Origin of the sequence: Dyella sp. C9, assembly GCF_003332825.1 — a bacterium.
GTDB lineage: Bacteria > Pseudomonadota > Gammaproteobacteria > Xanthomonadales > Rhodanobacteraceae > Dyella.
On record NZ_QIRF01000027.1, the window covers coordinates 1 to 17,211 of the forward strand.

Genomic DNA, 17,211 nt, shown 5'->3' on the forward strand with positions numbered 1-17,211 from the left:
GGCATTCCCTCGGGGGGCCCTCCCGGGGGGGGCGGGGGGGGGCCCCGGGCCCTGCCGGTGGTACAACCGCCCGCGTTTGGGGGGGGGGGGGGGGGCCCACCCCCGCGCGCGGGTCGTAGTCAGGGAATCAGCACGGCGCGGCCGTTGATCTTGCCGGCCTTGAGCCTGGCGTAGACGTCGGCAGCCTGTTCGAGCGGGAACTCGGTGGTTTCGGCGTGGATGCGCCCGTCGCGGGCCATGGCGATCACTTCCATCAGCTCGGCGCGCCCGCCCCAGTAGGGCGTGCACATCTCGCAGCCGTAGGGCGTGCTGGTGAAGTGGAAATCGTGGTGGCCGCCGCCGAGGCCCACGATGGTCCAGCGGCTGTCGCGCCCGAGCACGCGCGCGCCGAGGTCGTAGGTGGGCTGGATGCCGACGCAGTCGAGTACCAGCACCGCGCCGCGCGGCCCGACGATGTCGCGGATGGCCGCCGTGGCGGCATCGAGGTCGCGCGTGCTCACGGTGTGGTCGGCGCCGAGCTTCCTGGCCTGCGCCAGCTTTGCCTCATCGACGTCGCCGGCAATGATGCGCGCGGTGGAGAGCACGCGCAGCAGCTGCACCGCCATGTGGCCCAGTCCGCCGATGCCCAGCACGACCACCGTGGTATCGGCGGTGAGCAGCGGCAGTGCTCGCTTGATCGCGTGGTACGGGGTGAGCGCGGCGTCGCTCAGTGGCGCCGCGTGCCGCGGCTCCAGCGAACCCAGCGGCACCAGCAGGCGCACCGCGGGCACCAGCATGTATTCGGCCATGCCGCCATCGAAACCCAGTCCACCGCCGGCACCGCCGAGGCTCTCGGCGTTCTCGCAGTAGTTTTCCATGGAGACCTGGCAGGCGTGGCAGTGGCCGCAGCCCCAGGGCCCGTACACCGCCACCGCATCGCCTTCCTTGAAGCCGTTGACCCCTTCGCCCAGCTCCGCGATCCAGCCGGCGTTCTCGTGGCCAAGCGTGAAGCCGGCCGTGAAGCCGAGCTCTTCTTCCATCACGTGCAGGTCGGAGTGGCAGACGCCGGCGCCGCCGATCCTGATCAGCACTTGGCCGGGGCCAGGCCTGGGCTTGCTTACTTCGTCGATCGAGACTGGCTTGCCGACACCGTTGAAACGCACAGCTTTCATGGGGACTCCTTGCGAAGGCCACGCACCGTCATGGTGCGCGTGCAGGTGATTCCCCCTCCCGTGGCCTGCAAGACTGGCATCGCGCCAGTCATGCATGGCGTGAAAGCCGGCTCAGCGTGGCTTGACGGAATTCATGAACACCGCGCACAGCGATTCCATGCCGGCGCGGTCTTCGTCGTCGAAACGCGCAACCAGCGGGCTGTCCACGTCCCACACGCCGAACAGGCTTCCATCGGCATGCTGCAGCGGCACCACGATCTCCGACTGCGACGCGGCGTCGCAGGCGATGTGGCCATCGAAGGCGTGCACGTCGCGCACCACCTGGGTCTGGCGCGTCTGCGCGGCGGTGCCACACACACCGCGGCCCAGTGCGATGCGGATGCATGCCGGCTTGCCCTGGAACGGGCCGACCACCAGCTCGTTGCCGTCGAACAGGTAGAAGCCGCACCAGTTGAGATCGGGCACGCTGTGGTAGACCAGCGCGGAGAAGTTCGCGGCGTTGGCGATCATGTCCGGTTCGCCCTCGAGCAGGCCGCGGGCCTGGTCGCACAGGTCCTGGTATAGCTCGTGCTTGCTGGCGTAGGCCTGCGTCTTGACTTCGTACATGGCATGAGACTCGACGATAAAGCACGTATTATGCGCCCGCACGGCCGGGTCGGACGCAGTGGCGCCGCCCGCCTTCGTTTGGGCGCCTCCAGGGGGATGGGCACATGTCGACGTTCTTCGTCGCGGGTACCGACACCGGTGTGGGCAAGACCCACGCCACCTGCACCCTGCTGCACGCGATGCGCGGCGCAGGTCTCAATGCCTGCGGCATGAAGCCGGTGGCTAGCGGCTGCGTGGAGACGCCCGAGGGCCTGCGCAATGACGACGCACTGGCCCTGCTGGCGGCCGGCAGCGCACCGGTACCCTATGAATGGGTGAACCCGGTGGCGCTGCGCGAGCCGCTGTCACCGCATCTGGCTGCTGCGCACGATGGCGTGGAAATCGCGCTGTCGCCGTTGCGCGAGGCGTTCGACCGCCTGCGCGACATCCACGACGTGGTCATGGTGGAAGGCGTGGGCGGCTGGCTGGTGCCGTTGTCCCGTGGACTGCTCGCCTCCGATATCGCGCGCCAGTGGCAGTTGCCGGTGATCCTGGTGGTCGGCCTGCGGTTGGGCTGCCTCAACCACGCGCTGCTGACCGCGCGCGCCATCGCCATCGACGGTTGCCGCCTGGTGGGCTGGATCGGCAACCGCATCGATCCGGAGATGGCCGCGGTGGAGGAAAACCTGGCCACCCTGCGCCGGTTGCTCCCCGCCCCCTGCCTTGGCGTGCTGCCGCATGGCGTGCCGCCGGCAAAAGCGGCGGCCGAGCTGGATATCGCCGCGCTGTTGGACTGAATTTCACGCCAAGCGTGCTTGCATGCGGAAGGGACGCCGGAGGTTCGCCATGCCGATACGCAGCCATTACTACCTCTCGATCGCCGACCTGGCCAAGGCCCGTGGGCCTGTGCCTGCGTTGAGCTTCGACGGCGCCGGACCGGATGATCTTGCTGTTGCAGTGCAGGATGCCATGCGCACACCCGCACTTTTCGAGCGCTGGCGCGCCATGCAGGACGAGCCCGACGACGTCGATCCGGCGCTGGCGGTGGTCGATCCGGCGGCCAGCGCCAGCGCGCGGGTGGACGACCTGCGCATCGACATGGACCTGATCACCGACCTGCCGATGAGCATCGTGCGTCATCGCCTGAACTTGCTGATCGGGCCCAGCTGGCAGCTCCGGGACATGCGCAAGGCCTGATTCCCTGGTCCGTCCAGGACTTCCAGCCCTTGGCACCCATGCCGGGGTGTGGTTAGGCTCGGGGTTTTGTACCGCCCACCTTGGGGAACCCCGATGCTTCGTCTCCGTACGCTTGTGATTGCCACTTCCCTCGCGCTCGCCGCCTGCTCGCAGCAGTCGAACGAGCAAGCCGCGCAGCAGCCCGCGCCGGCCAGCACTGCACCGGCCAAGGCCGCCAGCGCAGCCGCTCCCTCCGCCGAGGTCAGCGCCGTGAACCCGTTCCTTGAACCCAGCACGCTGCCGTTCCAGGCGCCGCCGTTCGACAAGATCAAGGATGGCGACTACCAGCCGGCCTTCGAGGAAGGCATGAAGCAGCACCTGGAGGAGATCAACAAGATCGCCGACAACCCGGAGCCGCCGACCTTCGAGAACACCTTCGTGGCGATGGAGAAGTCCGGCGCCATGCTGTCGCGCGTGATGCACGCGTTCGACGCGGTCAGCGGTGCCAATACCGACGACACGCTGCAGAAGGTGCAGGAGGACGAGGCACCCAAGCTCGCCGAGCACCAGGATGCGATCGTGATGAACGACAAGCTGTTCAAGCGCATCCAGACCATCTACGACCAGCGTGACTCGCTGAAGCTCGATCCCGAGTCCAAGCGCCTGGTGGAAGTGACCTACCAGAACTTCGTGCACGGCGGCGCCAAGCTGTCCGACGCCGACAAGGCCAAGCTCAAGGACCTCAACAAGGAAGAGTCCACCCTGAGCACCCAGTTCACCAACAAGCTGCTCGCCGCGACCAAGGCCGGTGCGCTGGTGGTGGACGACAAGAGCAAGCTCGACGGCCTGTCCGATGGCGACATCGCTGCCGCCGCCGAAGCCGCCAAGGGCCGCCAGCTCGACGGCAAGTGGGTGATCCCGCTGCAGAACACCACGCAGCAGCCGGCGCTGCAGAGCCTCAATGACCGCGCTGTCCGCGAACAGCTGTTCAAGGCCTCGTGGGATCGCGCCGAGAAGGGCGACGCCAACGACACCCGCGACATGATCGAGCGCATCGCGCAGATCCGCGCCGAGCAGGCCAAGCTGCTGGGCTTCCCGAACTACGCGGCATGGAAGCTCGAGGACCAGATGGCCAAGACGCCGGAAGCGGCGCTGGGCTTCATGGACAAGCTGGCCCCGGCCGCCACCGCGCGTGCCGAGCGCGAGGCCAAGGACATCCAGGACGTGATCGACCAGCAGAAGGGCGGCTTCAAGGTCGAGGCATGGGACTGGAACCACTATGCCGAGCAGGTGCGCAAGGCCAAGTACGACCTCGACGAGTCGCAGATCAAGCCGTACTTCGAGCTGGACAACGTGCTGCAGAACGGCGTGTTCTATGCCGCCAACCAGCTCTACGGCCTGACCTTCAAGGAGCGCAAGGACATCCCGGTGTGGCAGCCGGACGTGCGCGTGTTCGAAGTGTTCGACAAGGACGGCAGCTCGCTGGCGCTGTTCTACTGTGACTACTTCAAGCGCGACAACAAGAACGGCGGCGCCTGGATGAGCAACCTGGTCGACCAGTCCAAGCTGCTGGGCACCAAGCCGGTGATCTTCAACGTCGCCAACTTCACCAAGCCCGCGCCGGGCCAGCCGGCCCTGCTGTCGTTCGACGACGTCATCACCATGTTCCACGAGTTCGGCCACGGCCTGCACGGCATCTTCGCCGACACGCAGTACCCGAGCCTGTCCGGTGCCAACACGGCGCGCGACTTCGTGGAATTCCCGTCGCAGTTCAACGAGCACTGGGCGACCGATCCGAAGGTCTTCGCCAACTACGCGAAGAACTACAAGACCGGCGAGCCGATGCCGGCCGAGCTGGTCGAGAAGATCAAGAAGTCCAAGACCTTCAACAAGGGCTACGACATGACCGAGCTGGTCTCGGCCGCCCTGCTGGACATGAGCTGGCACACGCTGAGCGCCGATGCACCGAAGCAGGATGCGGACAAGTTCGAAGCCGACGCGCTGGCCAAGGCCAAGATCAACCTCAGCTACGTGCCGCCGCGCTACCGTTCCAGCTACTTCCAGCACATCTGGGGCAACGGCTACGCCGCCGGCTACTACGCCTACCTGTGGACCGAAATGCTCGCCGACGACGCCTTCCAGGGCTTTGTGGACAAGGGTGGCCTGACCCGCGAGAACGGCGACCGCTTCCGCGCCATGATCCTCTCGCAGGGCAACACCGTGGAACTGGGCAAGCTCTACAAGGACTGGCGCGGCAAGGATCCGAGCATCGAGCCGATGCTGCTCAACCGTGGTCTGAAGGAAGCGCCGCAGAAGAAGTGATCGCGTTTAACGCAATCGACAAAGGGGCCGGCTATGCCGGCCCCTTTTTTTCTTGAAGCGTTTACCAGCGATAGCGCAATCCCGCGTCGCCCGCCACACCGTCGCGCTTGGCATTGCCCGAGCTGACGCCGAACTGGTATCCCAGCTGCGCGTACAAGCTCAGGCCCGCCACCAGCTTGGCAGTGACGCCGCCCGCCACGTCCATGCGCGTGGCCTGCATGAGCAGCGGCACCTGGTCGACCCCGGCATAGGTCGCCGTGGAGCTTCCACCCATGTCGCGCCACACGTTGACCCGCGCATAGGGTTGCCAGATCTGGCCGCCGTCGGTGGCGATGGTCCATTGCGCGCGTACACCCAGGCGGGCCGTGGTGCCATTGGAGGAGCCCAGCGAGACATCGCTGTAGACATCCTCGGTCGGGCGGAACCACACGTGCTGCCAGATCACCTGCAATTGCGGCTCGAGGATGAAGTTCGGCCCCCACGCCAGGGCGAACGGATAGCCGCCTTCCAGCGACGTGATCAGGCCGTCGCCGCGGGTCAGCAGCGAGGCGTACTGCGTGCGGGCCGTGCCGCTGTAGCGCGTGCCCTGCACCACGCCGTCCAGATACCAGCCGGTGGGGCCGTAATGGGTCCAGTAGCCGCCGCCGGAAACCGCATCGAGATTGACCTGGCCGGTGTGGGTCAATTCGTACGCCGTCGCCTGCGGATTGGTGACCAGGCCTTGCACGTCCACTTGCGTGTTGGCGTAGGCGAGGTAGACGCCGGCGGCGTCGCGATGATCGGTGGCGAGGCTGCCTTGCCAGACATCAAAGCCCGCCTGCGCACCGAGCAGGCGACCATCGGTGCGCGGATCGGCATAGGCCTGGTAGTGATTGTTGATGTCCTGGCCGAACACGCGCGCCCACGCGGAACTGGCCCAGCCGTCAGGATCACCTTGGGTGTTGGCGCTGGTCAGCGTGTCACCGATGCGTTCATGCATGGTGCCCAGCGTGGTCAGGCCCATCTGCCGCGCGGTGGGCTGCACCACGCCATAGGTCGCCAGCTCCGGACCGATGATGGGATAGACCCCGGGCGGCAGCGGTTCCGGCGGGGGATCGGGTGGCAAGGGGGCCGGTGGCGCGGGCGGTTCCGGCGGCGCAGGCTCGGGAGGCGCCGGTGGTTCGGGTTCCGGCGGCGCCGGAGGCACGACGAAATCGGAGCGCAGGTACCAGCTGTCCGCGCTGCTGCCATCGGCGGCGCCGCGGAACAGGTCATAGGTGTAGGCACCCGCACGCACTTCGGTGCCGAGGCTGAAGGCATTGGATGCCGTGGTGGCGCCGTTGATGGCGCTGACCACCAGGATGCCGTTGGCCAGGGTCTGTGCGCCCGGGCCGCCGCTGTTGTGGATGTTCAGCAAGGTGTCGCCGGTGGCGGTGCCGCCGCTGATGATGAGCTGGTCCGATGGCGCGCCGTCCCCGCCAAGATAGGTGTTGAGCGCGATGCCGCCATTGCTGCCGACGTAATTGCCGGCCACGGTCACGCTGCGGTAGGAAGCGCTGTCGGTGGGTGCGGCCTGCAAGGCCGCCGTGACGGGAAAACTGATCAGGCTGTCGGTGTTCGACAGGTTCGTGAGGTTGGAACTGGCCGTCACGTTCCATGTGCTGTCGTTGCCGAGGTTCAAGGTCGTGGTGCTGAGCGCATCGGTGTACACGCGGCCGTTCAGCACGGAGTGACTCGCATCGACCTCGACGGTCGCACCCAGCTGACCGCCTCCGCTGAGCGCGCGGCTGCTCGTGTAGATCGCGCCTGCGGCGCCGGTCAGGGTGGAGTCGCTCAGGTCGATGTTGGCGATGCCGCCATAGACCCACAGTGCGGCACTGGTATCCGACGTCACGCTGGTGTTCTGCAGCGTCATGTTGTATCCGCCGCTGGCCGGCGGGTCGGCCGCCGAGCCGACGCCCGCGCTCGAGGGCACCGCGGCCTCCACGTCGGGGGCAGGCGGGGGCACCGGATCCGGCGTGATGATCGCTGGTGGCGGCGGGGGGGTGTTGGAGTCCAGCAGCGGCGTGGTCGACGGCAGTGTCGGCAGGCCTGGGGTCGCCGCGACGGTGGTGCTGGTGGTCAGTGTCTGCGGGGCGTCGAAGACAATGCCGGCACCGCCGGCGCCCGTGGCGTGCAGCGTCGCACCCGTCGCGTTGAAGATGCCGCCGTTCTGGATGCGCACGGCATAGGCATTGGTGCCGGACGTCGTGATGGTTGCGCCGGCCCCCGACGCATCCTGCAGCAGGTTCACCGTGCCGGCGTTGGCGTACACGCCATAGGTGCTGGCCTGGTCGGTGGCGATGCTGCCACCGGCATAGTTGGTGGTGCTGCCGGTCCAGGCATAGATGCCGTAGGCCTGGCTGCCATGCGTGGCAATGGAGAAGTCGGTGAGGTTGACCGTGCTCGCACCGGAGCCCGAGAGCAGGCCGTAGGCCGTCTGGCCTTGGGTGGTGATCGATCCTCCGTTGAGGGTCACGCTGGAACTGCCGGAGATCCACATGCCGTAGGCCGACGTGCCTTGGGTTTCAACCGCCACCGACGAACCCGTTACCGTCGACGTGCCGTTGACCAGCAGTCCATAGGTGCTGTTCTGCGTGGTGCCCAGGCTCAGGCGATTCAGATTGCCGGTGGCAGTCGAAATCCGCACCGCAGGGCTACCTGCGCCGGTGGTCTGCACGCTGACGGTACCGCTGGTGGAAGCATCGGTATTGGTGTTGAGAAAGCCACCCGATGTCGCGTACAGGCCGATGTTGCTGGCCACCGCGGTCGTGATCAGCGAGTTGCCGTTGATGGTGGCGGATGAGCCGTTGTACACCTCCACGCCGCCGCCTGTTCCATTGGCCTGGATGGTGGCATTGGTTAAGGTGACGTTGCTGCCCCCCCAGGAACGCACGCCCCAGCTGTCGGCACCGTTGGTCGTGATGGCGACGTTGCTGAGGTTCACCGTGGAAGTGGTGCCGTAGGGCCGGATGCCGTCGGCCCCGTCTCCGTTGGCGACGATGGTGACGTTGGAACCGGTCAGCAGTGACTGGCCGCTGCTGCTCTCGGGCATGTAGACGCCATGCACCGACTGGCCGTTGCCGGTGAGGAGCACGCCGCCCGGACTGGCGACGATGTTGACCGTGCCGTTGGCGATGTACAGCGCATCGTTGGGTGCGCCCGACAAGTAGTCCGACGTGATGTTCACCGCGCCCGGCGTGCCGAGGTTGGGATTGATCGTTACCGATGCGCCGTTGAATACAGAAACGCCGGCACCGCCAAGCTGCGATGGATAAGGGGGCACGGGATGGATCGTCACGCTGCCCTGGATGGTGCCGGTGGGCACGACGTTGCCGTTGTAATACTGCTCGTAAGTCAGGTTGCTGCCGGAAACGATGACAGCATCCGGGTAGGTCTGTGCGTGAGTCGTTCCCGTTGCAACGAGGGCCAGAGTAATCGCCATCGCCATGGAGCGATGGCGAGGCAGGCGACGGTCATTGTCGTAGGCCACGTGACCTCCCTGAAAAACACGGCAAGACCCATCGAAAGCGCGCCGCGTGCGGGCGATGCTCGCTGGAGATGACTGGAAAGATGGGCGTGGGGTGGGCTAGCGACCCCATGAAACCATGTGGCCCGGTATTTCGCCTCCGTGTTTTCACGGAGTACGCCTCCAGTAAAACTACTTATTTCACGCAGTGTCGACGCCGCGGGCAGACGATCGTGCATTCGGCGCGTGAGGAAGCCGTTGAGCAATGAAGCCATGTCTCGCCGGAAGCATCGCGTTCAAGCGGACATGGCCCCTGCACGCGCGCGGCACGTACCTCCATTGGAGTAGCGTGGGGATTGCATGCGCGCCAGCAGCCTGGGGTGTGGCACGGTGCCACATCAGCACGCAGACGCTTGGCCTGGCCTTCACCTGGCGTTGCTGGAAAAGGCGCTGGGCGACTCATCGTGACGGGGATACACGAATGGGTCATTTTGTCCCGGACGCTGAAAAACAGAGCTTTTACGATCGACAGTCCGCAGTGATGCCATGCACAATGGCTCGGCAGGGGATCGGAGGCTTTATGTGCAAGGAACCGACCGTCGCCGTCTCTCGCTCGCTGGATACGGCCAGGGCGTGCAGGGGACTGATCCATGATGCCGTGCTGTTGGGGCCCTTGCCTCCGGTCATGGCGGCTACCGTGTCGCGCTCATCCGGCGATGCCGCGGTGCAGTTGGAAGGCGTGCTCACGGATTTCGGCCATAAGCTCATTCCCGAGCTGGCCTATCTGGTCGAACAGGGTTCGATCACCATGAAGACGCTACGGGCGCTGGGTGCGCTGATTTCAGAAGGGCAGCTTGGGCACGACAACGTGATGCATCTGACGCATGCCGTGGGTTACACAGCGGAGAAGGCCATCTGCGTGCTGTCGCGCGCGGAAAACTGCCTGATGGCCACTGTCCCGAGATAGCGCGATGCCGTGCCTGGCCGATGGCCGGGCCACCCTTCACGAGAGATACCTGCCAGCGAGGAGACGTGATCGATGTCCAAGCACGACTGGATGTTCGGACTGCAAGAGGCCGTCGAACGATTGCCCGGTGACGAGGCCCAATTCCGTTCGCATTACATGCTGCGGCATGGAACCATGAAGGTCGGCCTGTACGCTCCCCGGGCGGACGACCGGCAGACGCCGCATGCCCAGGACGAGCTCTACATCGTGGTGAGTGGCCAGGGCGAGTTCGTGAAGAACGGCCTGCGACGGCCGTTCAAGCCCCAGGACGTGATTTTCGTGGAGGCCGGCGCGGAGCATCGCTTCGAGAACTTCTCGGACGACTTCGCCACCTGGGTGGTCTTCTGGGGCCAGCGGGGCGGCGAGCACTGATCAGGGCGGCCCGGCATGAGCCGGGCCGCCTGGTGTCGGCTCAGTAGGCAAACTCGCGGAACACCGGGTCCACGCTGCCCTGCCAAGGGCCATGGAACAGCTCGAGCTTGCGCTCGGCCGGCGTCTGGTTCGCTTCAACGATCTCGATCAGCGGCTCGAGGTAGATGCTTTCGTCCGCGCCATTGCGGTTGAGGCGGGCACGACGCTTGAGGCCGTGCGCCGCGATCTTCAGCGTTTCGTTCGCCAGGTCGCGCACGCTATGCGTACGGAACGGCAGCTTCAGCGCCTCGCGCGGCACCCCGTCGCGCAGGGCGTGGCGCTCCTCGCGAGTGAAGTCCTTCACCAGGTCCCATGCGGCGGCGAGTGCATCGTCGTCATACAGCAGGCCCACCCAGAGTGCGGGCAATGCGCACAGGCGGTTCCATGGGCCGCCATCGGCGCCGCGCATCTCCAGGTACTGCTTCAGGCGCACCTCGGGGAAGGCGGTGGTGAGGTGGTCCGCCCAATCCTTCATGGTGGCCCGAACACCGGGTAGGGTGGGCAGCTCGCCGGCCATGAATCGCTTGAAGTCCTGGCCGGCCAGGTCCACGTAGTGACCGTCCTGGTAGCTGAAGTACATGGGCACGTCGAGCATGTAGTCGACATAGCGTTCGTAGCCGAAGCCGTCCTCGAACACGAAGTCGAGCATGCCGGTGCGGTGGGGGTCGGTGTCCTCCCACACGTGCGAGCGATACGACTGGTAGCCGTTTGGACGGCCATCCGTGAATGGCGAGTCGGCGAACAGCGCCGTGGCGATCGGTTGCAGGGCGAGGCTGGTGCGGAACTTGCGCACCATGTCGGCTTCGCTGCCGAAGTCCAGGTTGACCTGCACGGTGCAGGTGCGCGTCATCATGTCCAGGCCCAGGTTGCCGACCTTGGGCATGTACTCGCGCATGATCTTGTAACGCCCCTTGGGCATCCAGGGCATTTCATCGCGGCGCCACTTGGGCTGGAAGCCCATGCCGAGGAAGCCCATGCCGAGGCCTTCGGCAATCGAACGCACTTCGCTCAGGTGCGTGTTGACCTCGCAGCAGGTCTGGTGGATCGACTCCAGCGGCGCGCCGGAGAGCTCCAGCTGGCCGGCCGGTTCGAGCGTGATCGAGGCCTTGTCGCGCGACAGCGCCACCGGGTTGTCGCCTTCGCGGCTGATTTCCCAGCCATAGCGGGACGCCAGGGTCTCCAGCAGCACGCGGATGCCGCGCTCGCCTTCGAAGGTGGGCGGACGCAGGGTGTCGGTCAGGAAACCGAACTTCTCGTGCTCGGTGCCGATGCGCCAGGCATCGCGCGGTTTTTCGCCTGCAGCCAGGTAATCGGAGAGCTGCTGGCGGCTACCGATCGGCGTGCTTTTGACGGCACTGGGGATGGACACGGGGGACTCCTGTCAAAAACTGCCCCCACTTTGGGGGTGGCGGGGCGAATTTCAAAGTGCCCCGCCACTCATCTGCTGCTTTTTTCAGTCCTGTCCCGGAAAATCGATGCGCATGCGGGTGCCCCGGCCGGTACTGCCGTCGAGGATGTCCAGGCGGGCGCGGTGCAGGCGTGCGACTTCATCGACGATCGCCAGGCCCAGGCCGCAGCCATTGGCCGGGCTGTTCGCGCCGCGATAGAAGCGCTCGCGCACGCGCTCGCGTTCCTCCAGCGGGATGCCGCTGCCGCTGTCGTCGACCTCCAGGAACGGATGGCCGTCCTCGACGCCGCAGCGCAGGGTGATGTTGCCGCCGGGTGGCGTATGCCGGATGGCGTTGTCCACCAGGTTGTTGAGCAGCTCGTGGAGCAGCCAGTACACGCCGGAAACCTCGGCTGGCTGGCTGTCGGCACCAAGATCGATGCCGTGGGCCAGTGCGCGGTCGAGCATGCTTTCGATGATCTCGCCGACCAGGTGCGGCAGTTCGATGGTGCTGAAGTGGCTGGCGCGATGTACCGACGGCTCCGCCCGGGCCAGCGTCAACAGTTGGTTGGCGGTATGGGCAAGACGGTCCACGCCGCCCTGCAGCAGGTTGATGCGATCCTGCAGCGGGGTGCCTGCCGTTTCGCGACCGAGCACCTCCAGTTGCGCCTTCAGCCCGGTCAGCGGCGTGCGCAGCTGGTGCGCCGCATTGGCCAGGAAGTGCTGTTGCGACAACACCGAATCACGCACGCGCCCCAACAGCGTATTCATCGATTCGACCACGGGCAGCACCTCGGTGGGTACCTGTTCGGTCGACAACTTGGAGAGCGACATGGGCGGCCGGCCGGAGATCTGGCGGCTCAGGCGCTGCAGCGGGCGCAGCGCGATGCGGATGCCGATCAGCGCGATCAACAGCACTGCCGCCATCTGTATGGTGTCGTTGATGAGGAAGGCGACGTCCAGCCGGTGCACCGCGCGGTCACGGCGCAACGGGGTTTCCGCGACGGTCACCACCAGCGGCGCGTCGTCTTCGATCGTGCGATAGCTGGCCACACGGAAGATTTCGCCGCGGAACTTGATGTTGGTGAAGCTGAAGCCGTCGGCGGATTTCTCATCGGGCGCCAGCGGCAGCTCGGGCACGCCCGCCACGGTGCTGCCGTCGGGCCGGCTTACACGGTAGAAAAAATGCTCGTCGGCCATCGCCCGGAGCGGCGGCGGGGGATGTTGCGGCAGGCTGACCACCGGCTCGCCGTCGGGGTCGGGATGGATCCGCGCCACGATCGCCAGCGCCGCGCGCGACAGCGAATGGTCGAATGCGCTGTGGATCGGACTGACGATGACGTGATGGTCGACGGCCACCCCGGCGACCAACAGCAGGAACAGCGGGGCCAGCAGGTAGCTGAGCAGTCGGCCGTGGACGCTGCTGGTCGGCCGCTTGCGCTCAGCCATCTTCGAGTCGATAGCCCAGTCCGCGGATGCCGCGCACGGTGGCCGAACCGCCCAGTTTGCTGCGCAGGCGCGACACGTGCACCTCGATGGCGTTGCCGGAGATGTCCTCGCTCCAGCCGGTGATCGCCTGGGTCAGTCGCTCCTTGCTTACCACGCGGCCGCTATGGTGGGCCAGGCACTCCAGGATGGACCACTCGCGGCGGGTCAGTTCCAGCACCTCGCCAGCGGCATTGATCGCCCGGCGGCCGGCCAGGTCGATGCGCAGCCCACCGATCACGATCTCGTTGGCGGCCGCGGCGGTGGCGCGACGGATCAGGGCTCGGCAGCGGGCTGCCAGTTCGGGCAATGCAAAAGGTTTGACGAGGTAGTCATCCGCACCGAGGTCCAGTGCGTTGATACGGTCATCCAGCCCATCGCGGGCGGTCACGATCAGGAGGGGCAGCGAGCTGCCGGCACGACGGAGCTTGCGCACCAGGGTCAGGCCGTCCTCGCCAGGCAGGCCCAGGTCCACGATGGCCAGGTCGTAATGCGTGTCGGCCAGGCGGCTCGCCACGGACTCGGCATCGGGGACGGCATCAACCACATAGCCGGCCCCAACCAGGCCGCGCGAGATGGCATCTGAAACCAGGGAATCGTCTTCGACCAGCAGGATACGCATAGGGCACGAGGGTAGTACGGTGCCGCCATGCTAACAGGCGTATATGTAAGCCACCTAACAAGCGGGTGGAGGGTTCTCTATTACCAAAAGGTCACTTGACCACCGGCGAAAAAGAGGCGGCGGGTCCATCGCCGCCTGGGTCGGTTGCAGGTGTTTGCCGGATCGAGCCGGGTGATGGGCCCTGGTGTCCGGTCGTGGCGACCCTGAAGAACTCCCCTCCGCGAGGAGGGGAGCAAGCTTAGAGGGCGATCCGTCAGCCCCGCGGGGAAACGGTCAGAAGTCGTAGCTGACGCCGAACTGCACGTAGCGCGGCGTGGTGGAGTACAGCGGCATCTTGTAGAGCACCGAGGCCTGGCCCGGACCCGACTCCGAGACGCCGTACAACTGGGTGGCACGCTGCTGGTCGAGCAGGTTGTACACCTGCACGGTGAAGGCCAGCTTGTGCTGCGCCCAGCCCGGACGGTACGAAGCGTTGAGGCTGATGATCTCGGTCCACGGCGTGCGGCCGGTCGAACCCGGAGGTGCCGGGGTGCCGTTGGCGCCGCAGAAGTGGTAAGACGCGCCGTAGCCATAGGGGTCGGTCTGGCTTGCGCCGAAGTAGCCCAGGCAGACGACCGGGGTGCCCGACAGGATCTGCGCGTTGGCACCCACCAGCCACTCGGGGTTGATCTGGTAGTAGCCGAACGCCTTGATCTGGTGGCGGCGATCGTTGGCCTGGTCGCCATTGGCGTAGGTCATCACACCCTTGTTGTCCCAGTCTTCGGTCTGGGAGACGTCTTGCTGGCCAATGTCCGAACGCACCGAACCTTCGGTGTTGCCGAAGCTGTGCGACCAGGTGTAGGTGACCTTGGCGTACCAGGTGCCGTCGAACGGATGCTCCAGGTAGGTGTCCAGCGCCACGTACTTGCGCAGCAGCGATGGCATGTCCAGCGCGGACCACGGAACGACCATGGTGCCGTACCCACCGGAGGCCAGCGGCACATTGATGTCCGCGGTGCGACCGGGGTTCATGATGTAGCAGCCCGAGCCCTCCGCCGCGGCCTGGTCGAAGCCCTGCGACACGCCAACGGCGCCGAACGTCGGGTAATCGCAGACGTCGTCGAGGTCGTTGCGGAGCACGCGGTAGGTGCCCTTGGCGCCCGCCGTCCACTTTTCGCCGAACATTTCGAAGGCCTTGTCCACGCCGGCGATGTACTCGTCCTGGTATTCCGCCTTCACGTTGCTGCTGGTGACGGTCTTCGGATCCGGTGCCTGGCCATACTCGTTGTCGGCCGACACGCCCGGGTAGACCGACTGCGGGATCTGGGTCAGGCCGGTGGGCGCGCCGGTGACCGGGTCGATACCGGTGTAGGTGAAGTACTGGCGCGTATAGGTGCTGCCCGAGGCACCGCGGATCGCCACGTTGGTCGGCTCGTCGAGGTAGTAGCGACCGGCATTGCCGTACACCTTCAGGCTGGAGTCGCCAAACACGTCCCAGCTGGCGCCCAGGCGCGGCGCCCAGTTCGGCTTGCCGAGGCGGATGTAGGGCTCGCTGTCCGGGTTGTAGTTGGTGAACTGGTCGTTGCGCAGGCCCAGCGACAACAGCAGTCGGTCGGTCACTTGCCACTGGTCCTCGATGAACTGCGCGCGCTGCTTCACGTGAACGACATCGGCACCTGTGGTGTAGATGTACTTGTCCACGTAGTAGCCGCTGCCACCCGGTGCGCCCACGCTGGCGCCGGGCAGGGTGCTGATCGGCAGGGTCGGGTCACCGTAGCCGTATTCCCACGAGTAGCCGGGACCCGGTTCGACGTTGCCGATGTCGTACGAGGACACGTTGAGGTTGTCGATGCCCGCCGTGATCGAGTGGTTGCCGATCTTGTAGTTGATGTCCAGACGGTAGTTGGTGGTCTTGTCGTGCGCATCCGGATTGGAAATCGACCCGGCGGTCTGCGGGCCGGTGATCGGAACGCCACCGTTGAGCGTGGGGTTCTGGTACTGCGCATCGAGGACGCGCGAGTCGTCGCTGCCGCCTGGATTGCTGTAGCTGATCTGGTTCATCTTGCCGTACTGCGCATCGACGGTAAGGCTGTCGGTGATGTAGCCGGTGTACTTGGCCGTCCACATGTCGGCGCCGTCCTTGGTCGCGGTGTCCGGGCCAAGATAGGAGCCCCACGAGCCCTTGCTGTTGCCCGAACCGTAGTTGTACGCGTAGACGTTGCCGCTGTACTCGGTCTTGTTCGACGCGCCGGTCAGCTCGAGGATGTTGTTGTCGGTGATGTTCCAGTCGATCTTGCCGTACCACTTCGGATCGGAGTACGAGTAGGTACGCGCCTGGCCAACGGCCTGCGAACCGACATTGACGCCGTTCTGCTGCTGTTCGCCCTCGACCGCGCCGAAGATGTAGAGCTTGTCCTTGATCAGCGGGCCGCCGAAGTAGGCGTCATAGGTGTAGGTGGACTGGTTGTTGTTGTCCTGGCGGTAGCGATCGAGCGTGCCGTTGGTCAGGTAGTAGTTGTCGGGGTTGCTCTGCGCCCAGCTGGGATGATAAAGCACCTGGCCGCCGAAGTGCCATTCGTTGGTGCCGCGCTTGCCCACCTGATTGATGACGCCGCCGTCGGATCGGCCGTAGGCCGCGCCGTAACCGCCGGTCAGCACTTGCTCCTGGTCCACTGCTCCGTAGGGAAGGGTCAGGCCGCCGAAGTTATGCAGCGGATCGCTGGTGTTGAAGCCGTTGATGTAATACGCGTTCTCGGCGACCGACGAGCCGCCGAACGAGTTGAGCGGCTGGCCGGTAGTGCCAGTGAAGTAGCCACTGCCCTGGTTCACGCCGGGCGCCAGCGTGGCGATCGCTTCGGCCGAGCGCTGCAGCGGCAGCTTGGCCATCTGGTCGGCCGTGATCACGGTACGCGAATCCACCTGGCTCACGTCGATCGCGGGCAGGGAGTTGGCCACCACGCTGATGGCGCCCAGGCTCTTGGCGTCACTGGCCGCGGCGGACGCGAACGAAACCTGCGTACCCGCACCCACCACCAGGGTGATGTCCGAACGGGTATCGACGATGGCACCGTCCTTCTTGAGGCTCACCTTGTAGGTGCCTAGCGGAAGGCTGGGCGCGGAGTAACGGCCATTGGCGTCAACCGGCACTTCGCGGCTCAGGCCGCCGTCGCTCTGGATGAGCACGGTTTCGCCGGCGACCACGGGTGCGGTGCCGAAGATCGTGCCGGTCGAGCTCTGCGCAAAGGCCGGCGCGGCGAGGAAGACGCCGGCGGCGATGGCCACGGCGAGGGCGGAACGGCGGAACGCCGGCCCGTGCACGTGGTTGATTCGATGGTTAGACATGGACTCCCCTCAAAACGATGTTGTTGCAGCACAAATGGCTGGCCGGCCCGGGCATGCGGCAAAGCGCGCCCGTGACCCGCACGTGGCGGATCGGGTGACTGGTCCAGACTTCCCGGGAGGTCGCCGCCGGGTGGCGGTCGCCTAACGGATACGGTGTTGCGCCGAGGCGCCGGATGAATTCCCTCGCCTCAGCCGGTGAGTGCGCTTGGCCAGGAGGGACGCCCCGGGTGACCGAGACCAGTCTCTTATGCACATCTC

Annotated in this window: 12 protein-coding genes; 5 read left to right on the forward strand and 7 right to left on the reverse strand. The window is 66.0% G+C overall.

Going from position 1 to position 17,211, the window contains the following annotated elements:
- Positions 1-119: 119 nt before the first annotated feature.
- Both DVU99_RS19285 and DVU99_RS19290 read right to left on the reverse strand, forming a co-directional pair.
- The gene (locus DVU99_RS19285) at positions 120-1,151 is read right to left on the reverse strand and encodes an NAD(P)-dependent alcohol dehydrogenase (protein WP_114241862.1); all 1,032 of its coding nucleotides are present in this window, start codon (positions 1,149-1,151) and stop codon (positions 120-122) included.
- 111 nt (positions 1,152-1,262) lie between these two features.
- Positions 1,263-1,757 (reverse strand): GAF domain-containing protein, encoded by a 495-nt coding sequence (locus DVU99_RS19290; RefSeq protein WP_114241863.1) that lies wholly within the window; start codon positions 1,755-1,757, stop codon positions 1,263-1,265.
- Positions 1,758-1,861: 104 nt separating this feature from the next.
- On the opposite strand from DVU99_RS19290, the gene bioD reads away from it, so the two are divergent.
- From bioD to dcp, 3 genes are all read left to right on the forward strand, one after another.
- The gene (bioD, locus tag DVU99_RS19295; RefSeq protein WP_114241864.1) at positions 1,862-2,533 is read left to right on the forward strand and encodes a dethiobiotin synthase; all 672 of its coding nucleotides are present in this window, start codon (positions 1,862-1,864) and stop codon (positions 2,531-2,533) included.
- Positions 2,534-2,582: 49 nt separating this feature from the next.
- On the forward strand, positions 2,583-2,933 hold the full coding sequence (locus DVU99_RS19300) for a hypothetical protein (RefSeq protein ID WP_114241865.1): 351 nt from the start codon (positions 2,583-2,585) through the stop codon (positions 2,931-2,933).
- Positions 2,934-3,026: 93 nt separating this feature from the next.
- A complete protein-coding gene (dcp, locus tag DVU99_RS19305; protein ID WP_114241866.1) occupies positions 3,027-5,234 on the forward strand; it encodes a peptidyl-dipeptidase Dcp in 2,208 nt (735 codons plus the stop codon).
- A gap of 61 nt (positions 5,235-5,295) precedes the next feature.
- Here dcp and DVU99_RS19310 read toward each other — a convergent pair whose 3' ends face one another.
- Complete coding sequence (locus DVU99_RS19310) at positions 5,296-8,745, reverse strand: autotransporter outer membrane beta-barrel domain-containing protein (protein ID WP_114241867.1); 3,450 nt, start codon at positions 8,743-8,745, stop codon at positions 5,296-5,298.
- Positions 8,746-9,202: 457 nt separating this feature from the next.
- Here DVU99_RS19310 and DVU99_RS19855 point away from each other — a divergent pair, with 457 nt between their 5' ends.
- Both DVU99_RS19855 and DVU99_RS19320 read left to right on the forward strand, forming a co-directional pair.
- Positions 9,203-9,688, forward strand: coding sequence for a hypothetical protein (locus DVU99_RS19855; protein ID WP_157971494.1), 486 nt, complete (start codon positions 9,203-9,205; stop codon positions 9,686-9,688).
- A 72-nt stretch (positions 9,689-9,760) separates the two neighbouring features.
- Positions 9,761-10,099: a cupin domain-containing protein gene (locus DVU99_RS19320; RefSeq protein ID WP_114241869.1), complete on the forward strand. Its 339-nt coding sequence runs from the start codon at positions 9,761-9,763 to the stop codon at positions 10,097-10,099.
- A gap of 40 nt (positions 10,100-10,139) precedes the next feature.
- On the opposite strand, the gene DVU99_RS19325 is transcribed toward DVU99_RS19320, so the two are convergent.
- From DVU99_RS19325 to DVU99_RS19340, 4 genes are all read right to left on the reverse strand, one after another.
- Positions 10,140-11,507: a glutamate--cysteine ligase gene (locus DVU99_RS19325; RefSeq protein ID WP_114241870.1), complete on the reverse strand. Its 1,368-nt coding sequence runs from the start codon at positions 11,505-11,507 to the stop codon at positions 10,140-10,142.
- An 84-nt stretch (positions 11,508-11,591) separates the two neighbouring features.
- Positions 11,592-12,974: a sensor histidine kinase gene (locus tag DVU99_RS19330; protein ID WP_114241871.1), complete on the reverse strand. Its 1,383-nt coding sequence runs from the start codon at positions 12,972-12,974 to the stop codon at positions 11,592-11,594.
- A complete protein-coding gene (locus tag DVU99_RS19335) occupies positions 12,967-13,632 on the reverse strand; it encodes a response regulator (protein WP_114241872.1) in 666 nt (221 codons plus the stop codon). The genes DVU99_RS19330 and DVU99_RS19335 overlap by 8 nt, the downstream gene beginning before the upstream one ends.
- Positions 13,633-13,905: 273 nt before the next feature.
- Positions 13,906-16,953: a TonB-dependent receptor gene (locus DVU99_RS19340; RefSeq protein ID WP_114241873.1), complete on the reverse strand. Its 3,048-nt coding sequence runs from the start codon at positions 16,951-16,953 to the stop codon at positions 13,906-13,908.
- Positions 16,954-17,211 lie beyond the last annotated feature (258 nt).